Source organism: Flavobacterium sp. CSZ, from assembly GCF_015350725.1.
GTDB lineage: Bacteria > Bacteroidota > Bacteroidia > Flavobacteriales > Flavobacteriaceae > Flavobacterium.
The window spans coordinates 302,684-319,626 of record NZ_JADKPQ010000003.1 but is presented as its reverse complement, the minus strand read 5'-3'; the positions used below and the strand labels follow the sequence as shown (position 1 = coordinate 319,626).

Genomic DNA, 16,943 nt, shown 5'->3' with positions numbered 1-16,943 from the left:
ATAGTGCAAAATTACTTCATTAATATTCTACAATGTTAAGCCATTGTTAACAAATCGTTTTCAATTTGGAAACTATCAAGGAATTCAACGGTTTTTTCGATGTCATAATGTAAGATTCTATCCTCCTTAACCAGTGGAACTACCTCTCTGTAACTGCTCAAAAACATCTCGATAAAATCACTTGATTTAAGAGGTTCTCTGTAAGCAATAGCCTGTGAAGCATTCAATAATTCAATTGCCAGAATACGCTCTAAATTATCTAAAACACGTAACGCTTTTGTTGCTCCGTTTGCTCCCATACTCACGTGATCTTCTTGTCCGTTACTCGATACAATACTGTCTACACTTGATGGAGTTGCCAATTGTTTGTTTTGACTTGCAATACTTGCGGCAGTATATTGCGGAATCATAAATCCCGAATTTAATCCCGGATTATCTACCAAAAATGCCGGAAGATTACGCAATCCCGAAATCAACTGATAGGTTCTTCTTTCAGAAATACTTCCTAATTCAGCCAAAGCAATTGCCATAAAATCTAAAGCCAAAGCCAAAGGCTGTCCGTGGAAATTTCCGCCGGAGATAATCTGATCTGCCTCAATAAATATATTTGGATTATCCGTAACCGAATTAATTTCGGTTTTGAATACTTTTCGAACATAATCGATCGCATCTTTTGAAGCACCGTGAACTTGTGGCATACAACGGAAAGAATACGGATCCTGAACGTGTTTTTTCTCCTGAGCAATAATCTCGCTTCCTTCCAGAAACTCATTAATACGCTGTGCTGTCACGATTTGCCCTTTGTGCGGACGTATATAATGAATCAATTCGTTAAAAGGTTCGCTTCTTCCGTCAAAACCTTCTAATGAAATGGTACCTATTAAATCAGCCAAATAAGAATATTTGTAGGCTTTTATCAAAATATGAGCCCCGTAAGCACTCATAAACTGAGTTCCGTTCAACAAAGCCAAACCTTCTTTTGATTGTAAAACGATTGGTTCCCAGCCAAAATGCTTCAAAACTTCAGCAGAAGCCACTTTTTTTCCTTCAAACAAAACTTCACCTTCACCTAATAAAGGCAAAGATAAATGCGCCAAAGGTGCCAAATCTCCAGAAGCTCCAAGAGAACCCTGAGTATAAATAATAGGTAAAATGTCATTATTATAAAAATCAACCAAACGATTTACGGTTTGCAGCTGAATTCCAGAGTGTCCATAGCTTAAAGATTGAATTTTAAGCAACAACATCAGCTTTACAATTTCAGCAGGAACTTCTTCTCCGGTTCCGCATGCATGCGACTTTACCAGATTTTCCTGAAGTTTGGATAAATTTTCATTAGAGATTTTCACATTACATAAAGATCCAAATCCTGTATTGATACCATAAATAGGTTCAGAATGTGAAGCCATTTTTTTATCTAAATAATCACGGCATTTCTGAACATTTACTTTCGCTTCTTCAGATAATTCAAGGGTTTTCTGGTTTACGATAATTTCTTGTAAAGCTTCTAAGGTTAAGATTTCAGTACTTATATAATGGATTTCTCTCATATTGTTTGTATTTTAAGACATCAAAATTCAGCAAATCAATATTAAAAAGCAACATTTGTTCATAATAATTAAAATTTGCCTCAATTCGGTTCGTCGGTTTTATTTATTTCATAATCCTTATCAGACAAAAAATCAGTTCTTTATTGATAAAAATTTCAATCGCAGATTTCATCTTAAAAGACATAAAAAACATTTCCTACTTAGTATATAGGCTAAAATCGTTTGTTTTTTATCTGCTTTCTAATAAAATCAATACCATAAAAACTTTAAAACCTTCTTAGAAAAAGCGTTAAATATATGAATAAGCAATATTTAGAGTTTTAATTTTAACAATTACTCAATATTAAAATGCTTACATTTGAATTATTGAAATATTCGCAAAAAGGATTTTCAGTTTTTTAACTTTTATAAAAAACTGTACTTTTGAAAAATCAAAATGAAAAGTAACAGCGCAAAATATCAATCTACAATGACAACTCAATCCAGAGTTGCAATTGCTGCTACTACAATTTCTACAACAACAACTACTACCCCTTAGGGGTATACATTTTCACATATAAACCTGGGTTATCTATACTTTTTTCTTGAAAGAAGAAAGACGATGGATACATAAAAAACATTTACAAAAAAAAAAAATAGTCGCAGTTTTCAGTTTCAGTTCACCGTTGATAACCTTTGAACCTTTGTTACTCAAAATCTTTGCACATTATTAAAAAATATCAAAATGAAAGTATTAAAATTTGGCGGAACTTCGGTTGCCAATGCTCAAAATATAAAACTCGTTCTCGAAATTATAAACCAGAATTCTAAACAAGATAAACTAGTAGTTGTTGTTTCAGCTTTAAGCAAAGTAACCGATTTATTGCAGTTGGCGGCAGCAAAAGCAGCGGCAAACGACGAAAGCTTTAGAGAGATTGTTGCTGAAATCGAGAAAAAACACCTTGATACATTAAAAGATCTTATTCCAGTAAGCGAACAAAGTAGCTTATTAAGTCACGTGAAAAGAATCATCAATCACCTGGAAACTTTATTGGATGGCTGTTTTTTATTGGGCGAATTATCTCCAAGAACTGCCGATACTATTTTAAGTTTTGGAGAATTGCTTTCTTCTTACATCATCGCACAGGCGTATCAGCAAATTGATAAGGATGTAGTGTATAAGGACAGTCGCGAACTGATTAAAACCAACAATAACTTTGGTAAAGCGGTGGTAAACTTTGAAGTTTCGAACCAATTGATTCAGGAATATTTTGGCGGAAATCAATCTCAAATCAATATTTTACCCGGGTTTATCGCTCAGACCCTTGACGGAATCACTACAACTTTAGGCCGTGGAGGTTCTGATTATACTGCGGCTATAATTGCCGGAGCACTTAACGCATCACAATTGGAAATCTGGACAGACGTAAACGGAATGTTTACTGCCAACCCTAAAATTGTAAAACAAGCACAGCCCATTGCAAACATTTCGTATCAGGAAGCGATGGAATTATCGCATTTTGGTGCCAAAGTTTTGTATCCGCCGACGATTCAGCCCGTTTTAAGAAAAAATATTCCCATTTTAATCAAAAACACTTTTGAGCCGGAAGCTGTAGGAACTTTAATTTCGAATCAGGTTTCATCAAAAGATACGGTTGTAAAAGGAATCAGTCATATCGATCATATTTCGTTGGTAACTTTGGAAGGTCCTGGAATGATTGGAGTTTCGGGTTCATCAAAACGTTTGTTCGAAGTATTGTCTCAGGAAAAAATCAATGTCATTTTTATTACTCAGGCTTCTTCTGAACATTCTATTTGTATCGGAATTTTAAATTCGGATGCTGATAATGCCGAAGCTGCCATCAACAAAGCTTTTGAAGTAGAAATTCTTCAAAACAAAATTGATCCTGCCATTGTAGAGAAAGATCTGTGCATTATTGCTTTGGTTGGAGAAAACATGAAAAATCACCAGGGTTTAAGCGGAAGAATGTTTAGTACTTTGGGTAAAAACAACGTAAATATCCGTGCTATTGCGCAAGGTGCTTCTGAGCGTAATATTTCGACTGTAATTAACGAAAGAGACGTTAAAAAAGCATTGAATACATTGCACGAAAACTTCTTTGAAGAAAACACCAAACAGCTGAATTTATTTGTAATGGGAGTTGGAAATGTAGGTGAGAAATTCATCGAGCAAATTCACAATCAAAGAAAGTTTTTAAAAGAAAATTTAAAAATAAATGTTCGCGTAATTGCTTTATCGAACTCCAGAAAAATGCTTTTTGACGAGGACGGAATTTCTCTAAAAGACTGGCAATCGGCTTTAGACAAAGGTGAACACGCTATTCCAACAGAATTTATCGCACGCGCCAAAGAGCTCAATTTACGCAACAGTATTTTTGTGGATATTACAGCAAATGCAAGCGTTTCTGAAACTTACGAAAAATTCTTAAAACAAAGTATTGCCGTTGTAACTTGTAATAAAATTGCCTGTTCATCTGCTTACGATAATTATAAAAAACTGAAAAGTTTATCACGCCAGTACAATGCTCCATTTTTGTTTGAAACCAATGTTGGCGCGGGATTACCCATTATTGACACCGTAAAAAACTTAATTGCATCAGGTGATAAAGTGCACAAAATCCAAGCGGTTTTATCAGGAAGTTTAAACTTCATTTTCAATAATTTTGATAAGAACAATTCTTTTCACGATGTAGTAAAAGAAGCCGGAGTACAAGGTTTTACAGAACCGGATCCAAAAATCGACTTAAGCGGAATCGATGTTGCGCGTAAAATCTTAATCTTAATTCGCGAAAGCGGTTACGAAATGGATATTGATGCCATCGCCAACGAATCGTTCCTGCCTGCCGAATGTTTAGCAACAACAAACAACGAAGACTTTTTTGCTTCGTTAACCAAACACGCTGCTCATTTCAAAAAAATCTACGAAGAGGCTTTAACCAAAGATTCAAGATTGAAATACGTAGCACAATTCGAAAATGGAAAAGCAAGCGTAAGTCTTCAATTCATCCCGAAAGATCATCCCTTCTATAATTTAGAAGGAAAAGACAATATCGTATTGTTCTACACAGATCGTTACGTAGATCAGCCTTTATTGATCAAAGGCGCTGGAGCGGGAGCAGCGGTTACTGCATCAGGAATTTTTGCAGACGTTATTCGAATAGGAAATAATTAATAAGGTACAAAGGCACAAAGGTTCAAAGGTTTTCACTTTGTCGCTTTGCCTCTCTGAACCTTTAAACCTAAATATAAAAATTACGAGCAGCAAAACCTTTGTTCCTTTGAACCTTTGCCGCTCTGAACCTTTAAGAAAATGGAAATAAAACTATTTTGCCCGGCTACCATAGCGAATCTCTCCTGCGGATTTGACGTACTTGGACTTTGCTTAGACAATGCGGGTGATGAAATGATTGTTCGTAAAGTAGAACAAAAAGGAGTTCGTATTACTAAAATTGTAGGTGCCGATTTACCTTTGGAAACCGAGAAAAATGTTTCGGGTGTTGCGGCAATTGCGATGCTTGAAGCTTACGAAAGAGATTTTGAACCGATAAATTTTGGTTTCGAAATCGAAATCTATAAACACATCAAAGCCGGAAGCGGAATCGGAAGCAGCGCTGCAAGTTCTGCCGGAGCAGTTTTTGGAATTAATGAATTATTAGGAAAACCATATTCCCGCCAAGATTTGGTGCAATTTGCCATGCAGGGCGAGAAATTAGCCAGCGGAAACGCGCATGCTGACAACGTTGCTCCTGCCCTTTTGGGAGGTTTTACTTTGGTAAGAAGTTATGCTCCGCTTGATATTATCAGAATTGATAGTCCTGAGGAATTGTTCGCAACGGTGGTTCACCCTCAAATTGAGTTAAAAACATCTGACGCACGCTCGGTATTAAAACAAACCGTTTCCCTAAAAAGCGCGATCATGCAATGGGGAAATGTAGGCGGATTAATCGCAGGTTTGTATACCAAAGATTACGACTTAATTGGAAGATCTCTTCATGACGAAATCGTAGAGCCTCTAAGAAGTGTATTGATTCCTGGTTTCGACCTTATCAAACAAACGGCTCTTGAAAACGGCGCCTTAGGTTCCGGAATTTCAGGTTCTGGTCCGTCGATTTTTGCTTTAAGCAGAGGAAAAAATACCGCCGACCAAATTGCCAAAGCCATGAGCGATGTTTACGAAAATATGAATTTGCCGTATGAAATTCACGTTTCGAAAATTAATCCAGACGGCGTACGTGTTCTTTGAACGCTGTAGGCAATAGGCTTAAAACCTTTATGAAAATATAAAATCAATAAAAAATAAAAAAGCAATAAGCTTATACGCATTAGGAAAAAAGCCTAAAGCCTAAAGCTTAAAGCCTAAAGCAAAACAACCAATGAAATACTATAGTTTAAACCATAATGCCCCGGAAGTTTCTTTCAAAGAAGCTGTGATACAAGGATTGGCGAGTGATAAAGGATTATATTTTCCTCAAACTATTACACCCTTAAATCCTGCATTTTTTAATGTAATCGAAAATCTAAGCCATAACGATATTGCTTTTGATGTGATTCAGCAATTTGTGGGCGATGAAATTCCGGAAGATCATTTAAGAGCCATTATTGCCGAAACTTTATCTTTCGACTTTCCGGTTGTTGAAGTCGAAAAAGATATTTATTCGTTAGAATTATTCCACGGGCCCACTATGGCTTTTAAGGATGTTGGAGCGCGATTTATGTCACGTTGTCTGGCGTATTTTAATAAAGACAAAAAAGACAGTAAAAATACCGTTTTAGTAGCGACTTCGGGAGATACAGGCGGAGCCGTTGCCAGCGGATTTCTTGGCGTTGATGGCGTTGATGTCGTTATTTTATATCCTTCAGGAAAAGTGAGCGAAGTTCAGGAAAAACAATTGACGACTTTAGGAAAAAACATTAAAGCACTTGAAGTTGACGGCGTTTTTGATGATTGCCAGGATATGGTAAAGAAAGCGTTTTTAGACGAGACTTTAGCGCACAAAAACCTGACATCGGCGAATTCTATCAATATTGCGCGTTGGCTGCCGCAAATGTTCTATTTCTTCTTTGCTTATAAGGCGTTGAAAAGCCAAAACAAACCTTTAGTCTTCTCTTGCCCAAGTGGAAATTTCGGAAATATCTGTGCCGGAATTATGGCTAAGAAATTAGGTTTACCAATCGAACATTTTGTTGCGTCTACAAACGTTAACGATACCGTACCAAGATTCTTAGAAAGCGGAAAATACGATCCAAAACCTTCTAAAGCCACAATCTCTAACGCCATGGACGTTGGAAATCCAAGTAACTTTATTAGGATTCAGGAATTATACAACAACGATCTAAAAGCTTTCGAAAAAGATTTCTCTTCTTATAGTTATACCGATGAAGAAACGTTGGAAGCTTTAAAAAACATCTACAAAGCTGATGGTTATATTGCAGAACCTCACGGCGCTATTGGCTATTTAGGATTGAAAAAAGAATTACAAAAGCACGATAATACAATTGGTGTTTTCTTAGAAACCGCACATCCTATTAAATTTTTGGATGTTGTTGAACCTACTTTGGGTATTACACTTCCTATTCCGGAACAAATTGAGAGTGTTATTAATGAGGAAAAAGTAAGTCTCAAGATTAAGACTTATGAGGAGTTGAAGGATTTCTTAGGGTAATAATCATCTTTACAATAAAAAAATTTAGAACCATAGATTACAATATAATCTATGGTTTTTATTTTGATAAGCTTTTTTTAAGAGTACAAATCTTATATTTACCAAGTTATATTGAATAAAAATAGAATTTGAAATGAGGCTTTTAAACATTTTAGTTAACAACTTTAGGAAAACAATCGAACCAAATGTGTATCAAACTGATCATACACAAACACCAGAGATATTCATTCTTATAAAAGAACATAAAAATGAAGAGGCTAAAAAACATTTAAAACATAATCCATCTGAAATATTTCTAAAAGGATGGATGGACGATACTCCTTTACATATTGCTTCATCTAGTGGAAATATTGAAATGGTTAAATACCTACTTAAAAAGGGCGCCGAAATAAATGCAGAAAGAAGTGGTAATTATGCCACTCCACTATGCTGGGCAGATAATTATGATATTGCTAAATATCTTCTTAACAATGGAGCCACCATGAATGACAAGGAACTTTTTCTGGCAACAAGTAAAGATAAAGTTGATGTTGTTGATTTATTACTTACGAACGGTGCAAAAATAAACAAGAAAGAACCTCAATATTTAGAATGTAAATCAATTCAATGCGCTAAAGTTTATATAAAACATAAAATTGATTTAAATGGCTCTGATGAAAACAAAAGCAATTTACTTCACAAGCTAGCCTGGCTTGATTTACCTCAAGTATTTGATTTTGCTTACAATAATGGATGTGACTGGAAAAAAGATAGTAGCAATAGAACACCATATTATTTAGCAAAACAAGGAAGACGTGAGAGTATTATAAACCATTTTGAAAAATATTATTCCGAAATAATTTCAAATAAAACAACACATCTATCAACTGAAAATTATAATTATAACAGAATATTTTTCTTAAAAGAAAACCCTCTTAAGTTATCAATATATATCGCTCTAACTAAAAGTTCTAACTTAGTAAAGTATTCAAAATATGGGAATGAAATTATGGTCAACCAAATTATAAATATTGATGTGCCTACAATTAGAAATTTTACTTTTGATTATAAAGGAAATATTATAGTTCCTACAGGAGATAATAAATTATTAATTATTGAGGAAGAATCTTTTAACCACACAAAAACGATAAAATTACCCAAAGATTTGGTTTTAGATCAAATCACTTATCTTCCATCAAGAAATTTATATATTGGAAGTTCTCAAAATTGGGAAATAATCTTACTCTCTGAGAATTTTGAAATAATTAGTAAAACTAAAGCTGAAGATGGTACTCTTAGTCCAAAAATAAATCATAATAACTTGCTTTCTTTTCATAGTTATGACCAAGAAACTTATTTTAATTTATATCATCTCAAAAAAGATTTAAGCGTTCAATTTATTCATCGCTTCTTTAAGGAATGGAATAATACATCTAGCGGATTTGAATTCAATGATAATGAATTTGCTGTATCATTTCCAAATGAACTAGAATACTACATATTTAAAGATGATACTATTACTAAAATTTGGGAAATGGATATTTCGAAATACCATTCAAGACATGCTTTGAGCTATTTGGCTTTTAAAGATGAAAAGGTTATCCTTATCGGAAAAGGAAAGACTATATTATTCATTGATAAACAAGAAAAGAAAATACTTCAAGAAATTCAATTAGACTTATTAAGTGAAATAAGAAATTTATACGTTGATGAGAGTAAAGAAAATTTAATAATTTATACAGATAACGAATTAAAATTAATTCCTCTTGCTAGGGCGAGCATCTCGCTCGTGAACACAAAGTAGATACAGGCAAGAGGCTTGCGTTAATATGTAAATAAAATTAAAATTCTATGAAAAGAATTAAACCAGAAGAATTAACAGAGAGTTTAAGTGATAAACAATTAGAAGTTTTAGCCGAAATGCTGGGTAAAACACCAACATCCACAGAATGGCGTGAGTGTTACAAGAAATTGACCGATTCACAATTATTTCAAGTTCATCAAAAGCTAGGTGAATTAATCGATCGAAAAGAACAGGAACGATTAAACGCTATGACAAAAGAGGAAAGGGAACAAGAGGACGAAAAATGGAGAATCTGGTACAAAAATTTAAGTCCTCATGATTTTCATGGCAACATGGGAGAACCTGCCACGGTAGAAGAATTCAAAAGCCGCTATGGTGTTTATCCTTCTGGATACGATGAAAATGGAATAAAATTTAACATTTCCCAGCTAGCGAGCGTCCCGCTCGTGAACACAAAGAAATTCAAAAACCAATTGAAAAGTTCACGAGCGTGACGCTCGCGATAGCAATTGAACATAAAAAAAGAGATCTTATTTAAGATCTCTTTTTTATAATTAATATAGCTTTAAAAACGTTTATTTCCCGTTGAATAATTTCTCTAAATACTCAACTTTATCTTTTTCAGCTTGTACCAAACGTTCGTAGAGTTCAACAACTTTATCTAAAGGATTAAAAGTACAATTGCAATTGTAATCACCCGAAGTAATTGAACTATGGTCTTGAAAAGTATTTCCAATAATATTAAAAACCACTTCTTCCGAAAAATTTTTAATTGTTTCAACAGAAACCTCCAGAACTTTTGCTATCTCAATTAGTCTTTGTTCGTCTACATTTTCGCTGTTTTCAATAGTCGAAATGGTCTGCTGACTTATTCCTAAAGCATATACCAGTGCTTCCTGTTTCATATCTTTAAGCTCTCTGATACAGCTTATATTTCTGCCGATATATTTTGGTTTTATTGCTGTACTGATAATTCAAAGATATTTAAAATTCTTAAACGAAAATAAATTTCGGTAAAAAACAAAGCAGTTTTTCTAAGATACTATTTTCATAATTTCTATATTAGCTAGCTCGAGAGTAATTACCAATTATTAATCTTATCGTAAAATGGCAATCTGGCAATATCTTTTAATCGTTATTCCTGAAAATTCTATTGATAAAAATTACAATATCTTTGAAAATAATGAAACTGAATTTTTACCAGATACTGATTCTTTCTGGGAAAATTTTGATGGAAATATTTCTTCTATTATTTCCGAAATGGATCAAATAATAAAAAGAGCTGATTGGGGTAATGATACTTTTATAAATTGGAAAGGCAATGGAAGTAATGAAGAAGATAATGATGCCTGTCTTTGTTTAAATGACAATAAAAGTCAAATTGAGGAATTTCATTTTCGTATTGATTTAAGAAAAGCGTCCAATATTATAAATGTTCTTCAAGCGATTTTAAATCTCTGTAAAAAAAATCAATTTGTTTTGATTGATTTAAAAGGGCAAATCTTTAAACCAGAAATGAAATATATTATTGAGAGTTTGAAAAGTTCAAATGCAATGAAATTTATTGCTAACCCAATATTATTTTTTGAGAATTTAGAAAATAAAGAAAATTAATTTCAAATGAAAAAAGAACATAGGATCATACTTGATTTATTAGAAGAGTATTTAGAAAAAAATCCAAGTCAAAGATTTGGGCAAGCTCTTTTTAATTTAGGTGTTAATCAATTTCAGGAAACTACTGATCCAAGAAATCCTAATTATAATTTAAGAGATATCCACAGTGACCATGATTTAGATATTATTGAAAGAATTAAAAATCAATTAAATTGGTTTGAATCTCAAAGAAGCAAATAATCTAATGACAGAGAAAAACCAAATTAAAAGAATAATTCAACTTACTATTGTGGGAGGATTATTTATTTTTATCCTTTACAGATCATATCAGGCAGATAATGTTTTTGCTCCTTTTTTCTACATCATTTTAGGCGTTTTAGAAATTATCTTGTTATCAAATATAATTCCTGAAAATTTTAAAATTTTCAAAAAGCATAAAAATATTTATAATTTACTTCCAATTTTATTAGCTCCTTTCATTATCCTTTTTACTTTAGGGCTTTATCTTTATTATGAAAATTTAGAAAATTCTAAAACATACATTCACGCCAGAGGAAATGGATTAATTATCGACTTAAAAGAAGATGGAAAATATATCATTAAAAGTGGAAGCTGGGGAGGACGAACTCATCATTACGGAAATTACAAAATAAATGACAGTATCATATTTCTTGATCATAAGAAGTTTGGAAAAATAAACATATCTGGTCAATTTAAAAAAGGGAAAATTTACATTGATAAAGAAAAAATAAGCGAAAATGTGCTTTTTCAAACTAAAGAAAATAAAATTTTAGAGAATACAGAGTATTTCTACATTAATTAAACCTTCTTTTTAATTGCTTTATTTAATAGAGAATGCACTTGCTTTGCCAATAAAATTTAAATCATGGAGAAACTTTTCCTTATAATATTAATTATTCAAATGCTATGTTATGGAATTGCGGATCACTTTAAAATTAAATACGGTCGTTTCATAATTTTGTCAATATTTTTATCGCTTCCTTTAATTGTCTTTCCTCTTTATTTTGGAGTTGATGAAAATATAAATTCCCTTTTCTGCTTTTATAATGCATTTGCTTATTTTGAAATTTATTGGAGTATTGGAATCTCTATTGTTTTATTAACTCATCTTACGTACTGCTATTTGCTTAATCAAAAAAAAAATAAACTGTAAAGTTTTGATTAAAGCCATTCTTTAATATTTTTTTTTCTCTAGCTAAAACGGAAGGTTATTCAATAAAAAACCAGAAACTTCCTTACTAAACAATTTCATAAAAAGCCCTAGTCTTCTTAAAGACTAAAATCATCACTTACTATTTTTTTATATCTTTAAAAACTCAAATTCTAGTCAACTGTTTAGAACATCAAAATCCCAAATAATAACATACCAATACTTCTATGAAAAAAACTTTAATTTCATTCCTTTTAGTTGGATTTTTTATCTCATACGCTCAGGAGTCAAAACCAAAAGCAGCCGATAAACCGCCGGTTGCAAAAGAAGAAAATTCACCTGCTAACCTTACTTTCAATCCGGATTCTCAGGTTATCACAAATCATACCACCACAATAAAAGGACAAAAAGTTCCTTATAAAGCAACAACCGGGACGATGCCAGTCTGGGACGAAGACGGAAAAGCAATTGCCGGATTATTCTATACCTATTATGAGCGCTCTGATGTAAAAGATCGGGATTCACGTCCTTTAGTTATTTCATTTAATGGTGGTCCGGGTTCTGCTTCGGTTTGGATGGAGATTGCTTACACAGGACCAAGTTTGTTAAATATTGATGATGAAGGATATCCTGTGCAGCCTTACGGAATAAAGGAAAATCCTTATTCTATTTTAGATGTTGCTGATATCGTTTTTGTAAATCCTGTCAACACAGCTTATTCAAGACCTACAAGCAAAGAAATCCCTACTACAAAGTTCTTCGGCGTAAATGCAGACATTAAATACTTAGCCGATTGGATCAATGGTTTTGTAACCCGCTCTAATCGTTGGGCTTCACCTAAATACCTGATAGGAGAAAGTTATGGCACAACCCGTGTTTCTGGATTAGCGCTTCAATTACAAAACAATCAATGGATGTATCTCAACGGAGTGATTTTGGTATCTCCTACTGATTTAGGGATAACCCGTGGCGTTGTTTCTGATGCTGCCCTTAAACTACCCTATTTTGCAGCTACTGCCTGGTATCACAAAATGCTTAGTCCTGATCTTCAAAACAAAGATTTAACCGCTATGTTACCCGAGGTTGAAGATTTTACCATCAACGAACTTCTTCCTGCATTAAGTAAAGGGGGATCATTGGAAGAACAAAAAAGAAAAGAAATTGCCACTAAAATGGCACATTATTCTGGTATTTCTGAGAAAGTAATCCTGCAAAATAATTTAGACGTTCCGTATGATTATTTTTGGAAAGAACTATTAAGAGATCAAGGTTATACAATAGGAAGACTTGATTCAAGATACAAAGGAATTGACCGTAAGGATTCTGGTGAAAGTCCGGATTTTAATGCCGAACTTACGTCTTGGCTACATTCCTTTACACCTGCCATCAATATGTATGTTCGTAATAATCTTAATTACAAAACGGACTTTAAATACAATATGTTTGGTGCTGTACATCCCTGGGATAGATCTAATGATAAAACAGGGGAAAACCTGAGACAAGCCATGGCTCAAAATCCATATTTACATGTAATGGTGCAATCAGGATATTATGATGGTGCCTGTGACTATTTTAATTCTAAATACAATTTATGGCAAATGGATACAAGCGGAAAACTAACCGATCGAATGTCATGGAAAGGCTACAGAAGCGGTCATATGATGTATTTGAGAAAAGCTGACTTAGAAGCTGCAAATGAAGACATCAGAACATTCATAAAGCAATCATTGCCTAAAGCTGGTGAACCTGCAAAATATTAAATCTAATTTCTAATTTAAAGAAGCTAAATTACAAGTACTATAATTCATGATTACAAAAGCAACATTACAAGACATTCCATCATTAAACATATTAATAAACTCAGCCTACAGAGGCGAAACTTCTAAAAAAGGCTGGACTACAGAAGCTCATTTATTAGAAGGAAAAAGAACCACCGAAGAAGAACTAACAGAAATGATTTTAGATCCTAAAAATACATTCCTGAAATTTACAGAGAACGACAAAATTATCGGATCGGTTTTATTGGTCGAGAAAGAGCATCAGTTGTATGTGGGAATGCTTACTGTTTCTCCTGAATTACAAAATAGCGGTATTGGAAAAAAGATGTTGGCAGAGGCGGAAATTCATGCTAAAACTTTAGGATTATCTACGCTTAGTATGACGGTTGTTTCAGTTCGTTCAGAACTTATTGCATGGTACAAACGTCATGGTTATGTTGATACAGGCGAGAGAGAAGCTTTTCCTTCAAGTGATATTCATATTAATATTTCTGATAAACCTTTGGAATTTATTCATTTAGAAAAGAAAATCTAAGTTTTTTTTGCCACGAAGGCACAAAGACACAAAGGCTTTATCCTATAAGTGATACAGCTCATTTAAAAGCGGGGCTAAGGATGTATCAAGAAACTTGAAATCTTATTAAAATATTCAATAAATGAACATACGCCTTTTGCCTAAAAAAGATAGTACGGCCTCTATTTGGAGCGGCGGATTGACCTATGAATATATGATCTATCCGAAAACAGCACACTATATTAATCGGGATTTTATCTTCAGAATAAGCAGTGCTACAATAGAGCAAGTCCCTTCAGAATTTACCCAATTTAAGGGTTATCATCGATATTTGGTGATGCTTGATAACTGCTTAGACATTGAGGTAAACACAGAGAAAAAAAAATATGAGAAGTATGAAATCATGAAATTTAAATCCGATGATGAAGTGACTTCTTATACAAAAGGTACTGATTTCAATTGGATAGTTTCTGAAAAAATAAGCCATCATAAATTGATAATAACCAATAGTAATCAGAATTGTAATGCTGCAATAGTAGTTTTATATTCTTTAGATAAAGCAGTCATTAAAATTAATGAGAAGCCGTACGATTTAAATCCTTATGATTTATTAGTCGTTGAAAATCCAGAAAAGAAAAATATCATGCTTCATTTTTCTAATGAATGCCTCTTTGGGATATTGGATTTTTAATTTGAAATTTTTCAGGTTTCAGGTTTAACCGCAAAGTGCACTAGGATTTACAAAAGGGTCGCTAAGTTTTTTTTAATCTCGCAAAGACGCGAAGACGCAAAGTTTTATTTTTCTTTGCGGCTCTGCGACTTTGCGAGATTCTTTTAATATGTTACACGCATTTTCTTTTAATCTTTGATAAAAATTCGTGCGAGACACCAAGATAAGACGACAAATTTCTGTTGTTGATTTTATCTACTTTGTGAGCATACTTTTCGATAAACTCCAGATATCGCTGTTTCGAGGTTTTGTTTAAGACATCTATAAGTCGTTGCTGTATGGCAATGTTGGCTTTTTCGACCATAATGATGTGAAACTGGATTAGCTTGGGTACTTGCTCAAATAAGATGGTTTTGTTGGTTTTATTAATGACCAGGATTTCGCTATCTTCAATTGCCTTGATGTTGTAGGTTGTAGGCTTTTGATGGTAGAAACTTTCAAGGTCACACATCCATTCGTTTTCGAACGAAAAGAAAATTACACTTTCGGTGCCGTTATCATTCAAAATGTAGGTTTTGAAAGCACCTTTTAAAATAAAGCCTTCATAGGAACTGTTTGAGTTCTGGATCTGTAAAAATTCATTCTTCTTGAGTTTGATGAACTCGGCTTTTTCAACAATAAAATTCCATTCTTGATCTGTTAACGGAATTTTGCGCTCAATACTTAATCGTAGGTTTTTATACATGTGGTTTTTTACTTTTATTCTTACTCAGGGGCGTAAGTAGGTGAATGAATGAAAAATAATGTAATCGATTACGTAAAAGTATTCTTTTTATGCATTTTTGTAAATTAACAACTGTTAAAAAAACACTTTTAATCAATTTATTTTCAAAATATTGAACTTGTTCAACTTTTTAGCAAATAATTATAGTCAGTTTTGCACTGTTAAATTATATAAACCCCCAAATTTATTATTATGAAAATTAAATCAACATTCTCAGTGTTCCTGTTAACTCTGATTTTAGGTTTTGCATCGTGTAACAACGAAGAAATTGCTTCTTCTGCAAATGATGAGAGTACTAGTATTGAAACTACACCTGTATCTGGTAATGTAACTGCAAAAATTGGTAACTGTGCTCAGGTTCCGGGATGGGCTTCACAAAACGGAAGTGTAACCGGTGGAGGATCTGCTGCTGAAACAAATGTTACTACTTATGCCCAATTGAAATCTGCAATTGAAAACAGTTCTGTAAAGGTCATCAAAGTTACGGGTACCATTACTGTTACAACAAGATTATCATTACAGGATCAAACCGGTAAAACTATTTACGGTGCAAATGGTGCGAAATTAGTTTCGACCAACCAAACTAAAGAGGCTTCTGGGATTATCAACATCAAAAGATGCAAAAACTTAATTATCAGAAACCTTATTTTTGAAGGACCCGGAGCTTATGATACTGATGGATGGGATAATGCCATTCTTGACGAATGTACAAACGTATGGGTAGATCACTGCGAATTCAGAGATGGTGTCGACGGGAACTTCGACATTAAAAACAAGTCTGATTATATCACGGTTTCTTACACTAAATTTGGCTACCTAAAAGCACCAAAACCAGGTGGATCAGGAGGTTCTGATGATCACAGGTATTCAAACCTAATTGGCTCAAGTGATGGTGCTACAGGAGATCGTGGAAAATTAAGAATTACTTTCGCTCGTTGCTGGTGGGCTCCGGGATGTAAAGAAAGAATGCCAAGAGTACGTTTTGGAAAAGTGCATTTAGTAAACAACTTCTTCAACAGTACAGTAAGCAACAAATGTATTGCTGCAGGTTTTGAAGCTGATATTCGTGTTGAAGCAAACGTTTTTGAAGGTGTAAAAACTCCAATCGATTTAATGACTGGTTATACAGCTGTTACAGCAGTTGATAATGTTTTTACTAATACTACAGGAAATCAGGCAGGAAGCAAAACTGCTTTCACTCCTCCTTATTCAATTGTAAAACTGGATAAAACGGCTGTGAAAGCTGATGTTTCGGCTAATGCAGGGGCTACTTTAGGCGGCAACATCTGCGGATCGTTTTAATAATATGAGTTAGTTTTTTAGTTTTTTTTATTTTAAACCATATAAGTTATATGAGGAAATTTAAGTCACCAGGCTTATGATTTCTTAATATTATTTATATGGTTATTTTTTTAC

Annotated in this window: 15 protein-coding genes; 12 read left to right on the top strand and 3 right to left on the bottom strand. The window is 33.5% G+C overall.

Annotated elements, in window-relative coordinates; translation table 11 throughout:
• Positions 1–35 precede the first annotated feature (35 nt).
• Positions 36–1,550, bottom strand: coding sequence for a histidine ammonia-lyase (gene hutH, locus IRZ78_RS05445; RefSeq protein ID WP_194615551.1), 1,515 nt, complete (start codon positions 1,548–1,550; stop codon positions 36–38).
• A gap of 724 nt (positions 1,551–2,274) precedes the next feature.
• Between hutH and thrA the strand changes: the two genes are divergently transcribed.
• The 5 genes from thrA to IRZ78_RS05420 all read left to right on the top strand — a co-directional run bounded on the left by thrA (position 2,275) and on the right by IRZ78_RS05420 (position 9,490).
• Positions 2,275–4,722 carry a bifunctional aspartate kinase/homoserine dehydrogenase I gene (gene thrA, locus IRZ78_RS05440; RefSeq protein WP_194615550.1) on the top strand — a complete coding sequence of 816 codons (2,448 nt, stop codon included), beginning with the start codon at positions 2,275–2,277 and terminating at the stop codon, positions 4,720–4,722.
• Positions 4,723–4,860: 138 nt separating this feature from the next.
• Positions 4,861–5,793 (top strand): homoserine kinase, encoded by a 933-nt coding sequence (locus IRZ78_RS05435; RefSeq protein ID WP_194615549.1) that lies wholly within the window; start codon positions 4,861–4,863, stop codon positions 5,791–5,793.
• Positions 5,794–5,923: 130 nt separating this feature from the next.
• Positions 5,924–7,213 (top strand): threonine synthase, encoded by a 1,290-nt coding sequence (gene thrC, locus IRZ78_RS05430; protein ID WP_194615548.1) that lies wholly within the window; start codon positions 5,924–5,926, stop codon positions 7,211–7,213.
• A 133-nt stretch (positions 7,214–7,346) separates the two neighbouring features.
• Positions 7,347–8,996 carry an ankyrin repeat domain-containing protein gene (locus tag IRZ78_RS05425; protein WP_194615547.1) on the top strand — a complete coding sequence of 550 codons (1,650 nt, stop codon included), beginning with the start codon at positions 7,347–7,349 and terminating at the stop codon, positions 8,994–8,996.
• A gap of 47 nt (positions 8,997–9,043) precedes the next feature.
• Positions 9,044–9,490: a hypothetical protein gene (locus IRZ78_RS05420; RefSeq protein WP_194615546.1), complete on the top strand. Its 447-nt coding sequence runs from the start codon at positions 9,044–9,046 to the stop codon at positions 9,488–9,490.
• A gap of 81 nt (positions 9,491–9,571) precedes the next feature.
• Here the strand turns inward: IRZ78_RS05420 and IRZ78_RS05415 are convergent, their stop codons facing one another.
• Positions 9,572–9,967 carry a helix-turn-helix transcriptional regulator gene (locus tag IRZ78_RS05415; protein WP_194615598.1) on the bottom strand — a complete coding sequence of 132 codons (396 nt, stop codon included), beginning with the start codon at positions 9,965–9,967 and terminating at the stop codon, positions 9,572–9,574.
• Between the two features lie 136 nt (positions 9,968–10,103).
• Here IRZ78_RS05415 and IRZ78_RS05410 point away from each other — a divergent pair, with 136 nt between their 5' ends.
• The 6 genes from IRZ78_RS05410 (at position 10,104) to IRZ78_RS05385 (ending at position 14,764) form a co-directional block, all read left to right on the top strand.
• Positions 10,104–10,610, top strand: a complete 507-nt coding sequence (locus tag IRZ78_RS05410; protein ID WP_194615545.1) for a hypothetical protein — start codon at positions 10,104–10,106, stop codon at positions 10,608–10,610.
• Positions 10,611–10,616: 6 nt separating this feature from the next.
• Positions 10,617–10,850, top strand: coding sequence for a hypothetical protein (locus IRZ78_RS05405; protein ID WP_194615544.1), 234 nt, complete (start codon positions 10,617–10,619; stop codon positions 10,848–10,850).
• 4 nt (positions 10,851–10,854) lie between these two features.
• On the top strand, positions 10,855–11,433 hold the full coding sequence (locus IRZ78_RS05400; RefSeq protein ID WP_194615543.1) for a hypothetical protein: 579 nt from the start codon (positions 10,855–10,857) through the stop codon (positions 11,431–11,433).
• A 575-nt stretch (positions 11,434–12,008) separates the two neighbouring features.
• Complete coding sequence (locus tag IRZ78_RS05395; protein WP_194615542.1) at positions 12,009–13,541, top strand: carboxypeptidase; 1,533 nt, start codon at positions 12,009–12,011, stop codon at positions 13,539–13,541.
• Between the two features lie 46 nt (positions 13,542–13,587).
• The gene (locus IRZ78_RS05390; protein WP_194615541.1) at positions 13,588–14,094 is read left to right on the top strand and encodes a GNAT family N-acetyltransferase; all 507 of its coding nucleotides are present in this window, start codon (positions 13,588–13,590) and stop codon (positions 14,092–14,094) included.
• Positions 14,095–14,215: 121 nt separating this feature from the next.
• The gene (locus IRZ78_RS05385; protein ID WP_194615540.1) at positions 14,216–14,764 is read left to right on the top strand and encodes a HutD family protein; all 549 of its coding nucleotides are present in this window, start codon (positions 14,216–14,218) and stop codon (positions 14,762–14,764) included.
• A gap of 151 nt (positions 14,765–14,915) precedes the next feature.
• Here the strand turns inward: IRZ78_RS05385 and IRZ78_RS05380 are convergent, their stop codons facing one another.
• Positions 14,916–15,488: a Crp/Fnr family transcriptional regulator gene (locus IRZ78_RS05380; RefSeq protein WP_194615539.1), complete on the bottom strand. Its 573-nt coding sequence runs from the start codon at positions 15,486–15,488 to the stop codon at positions 14,916–14,918.
• A 231-nt stretch (positions 15,489–15,719) separates the two neighbouring features.
• Between IRZ78_RS05380 and IRZ78_RS05375 the strand changes: the two genes are divergently transcribed.
• Positions 15,720–16,829, top strand: a complete 1,110-nt coding sequence (locus IRZ78_RS05375; RefSeq protein WP_194615538.1) for a pectate lyase-like adhesive domain-containing protein — start codon at positions 15,720–15,722, stop codon at positions 16,827–16,829.
• Positions 16,830–16,943 lie beyond the last annotated feature (114 nt).

Coding starts and splice junctions, on each gene's coding strand:
- hutH (WP_194615551.1), bottom strand. CDS start 1,550: ATGAGAGAAATCCATTATATAAGTACTGAAATCTTAACCTTAGAAGCT.
- thrA (WP_194615550.1), top strand. CDS start 2,275: ATGAAAGTATTAAAATTTGGCGGAACTTCGGTTGCCAATGCTCAAAAT.
- IRZ78_RS05435 (WP_194615549.1), top strand. CDS start 4,861: ATGGAAATAAAACTATTTTGCCCGGCTACCATAGCGAATCTCTCCTGC.
- thrC (WP_194615548.1), top strand. CDS start 5,924: ATGAAATACTATAGTTTAAACCATAATGCCCCGGAAGTTTCTTTCAAA.
- IRZ78_RS05425 (WP_194615547.1), top strand. CDS start 7,347: ATGAGGCTTTTAAACATTTTAGTTAACAACTTTAGGAAAACAATCGAA.
- IRZ78_RS05420 (WP_194615546.1), top strand. CDS start 9,044: ATGAAAAGAATTAAACCAGAAGAATTAACAGAGAGTTTAAGTGATAAA.
- IRZ78_RS05410 (WP_194615545.1), top strand. CDS start 10,104: ATGGCAATCTGGCAATATCTTTTAATCGTTATTCCTGAAAATTCTATT.
- IRZ78_RS05405 (WP_194615544.1), top strand. CDS start 10,617: ATGAAAAAAGAACATAGGATCATACTTGATTTATTAGAAGAGTATTTA.
- IRZ78_RS05400 (WP_194615543.1), top strand. CDS start 10,855: ATGACAGAGAAAAACCAAATTAAAAGAATAATTCAACTTACTATTGTG.
- IRZ78_RS05395 (WP_194615542.1), top strand. CDS start 12,009: ATGAAAAAAACTTTAATTTCATTCCTTTTAGTTGGATTTTTTATCTCA.
- IRZ78_RS05390 (WP_194615541.1), top strand. CDS start 13,588: ATGATTACAAAAGCAACATTACAAGACATTCCATCATTAAACATATTA.
- IRZ78_RS05385 (WP_194615540.1), top strand. CDS start 14,216: ATGAACATACGCCTTTTGCCTAAAAAAGATAGTACGGCCTCTATTTGG.
- IRZ78_RS05380 (WP_194615539.1), bottom strand. CDS start 15,488: ATGTATAAAAACCTACGATTAAGTATTGAGCGCAAAATTCCGTTAACA.
- IRZ78_RS05375 (WP_194615538.1), top strand. CDS start 15,720: ATGAAAATTAAATCAACATTCTCAGTGTTCCTGTTAACTCTGATTTTA.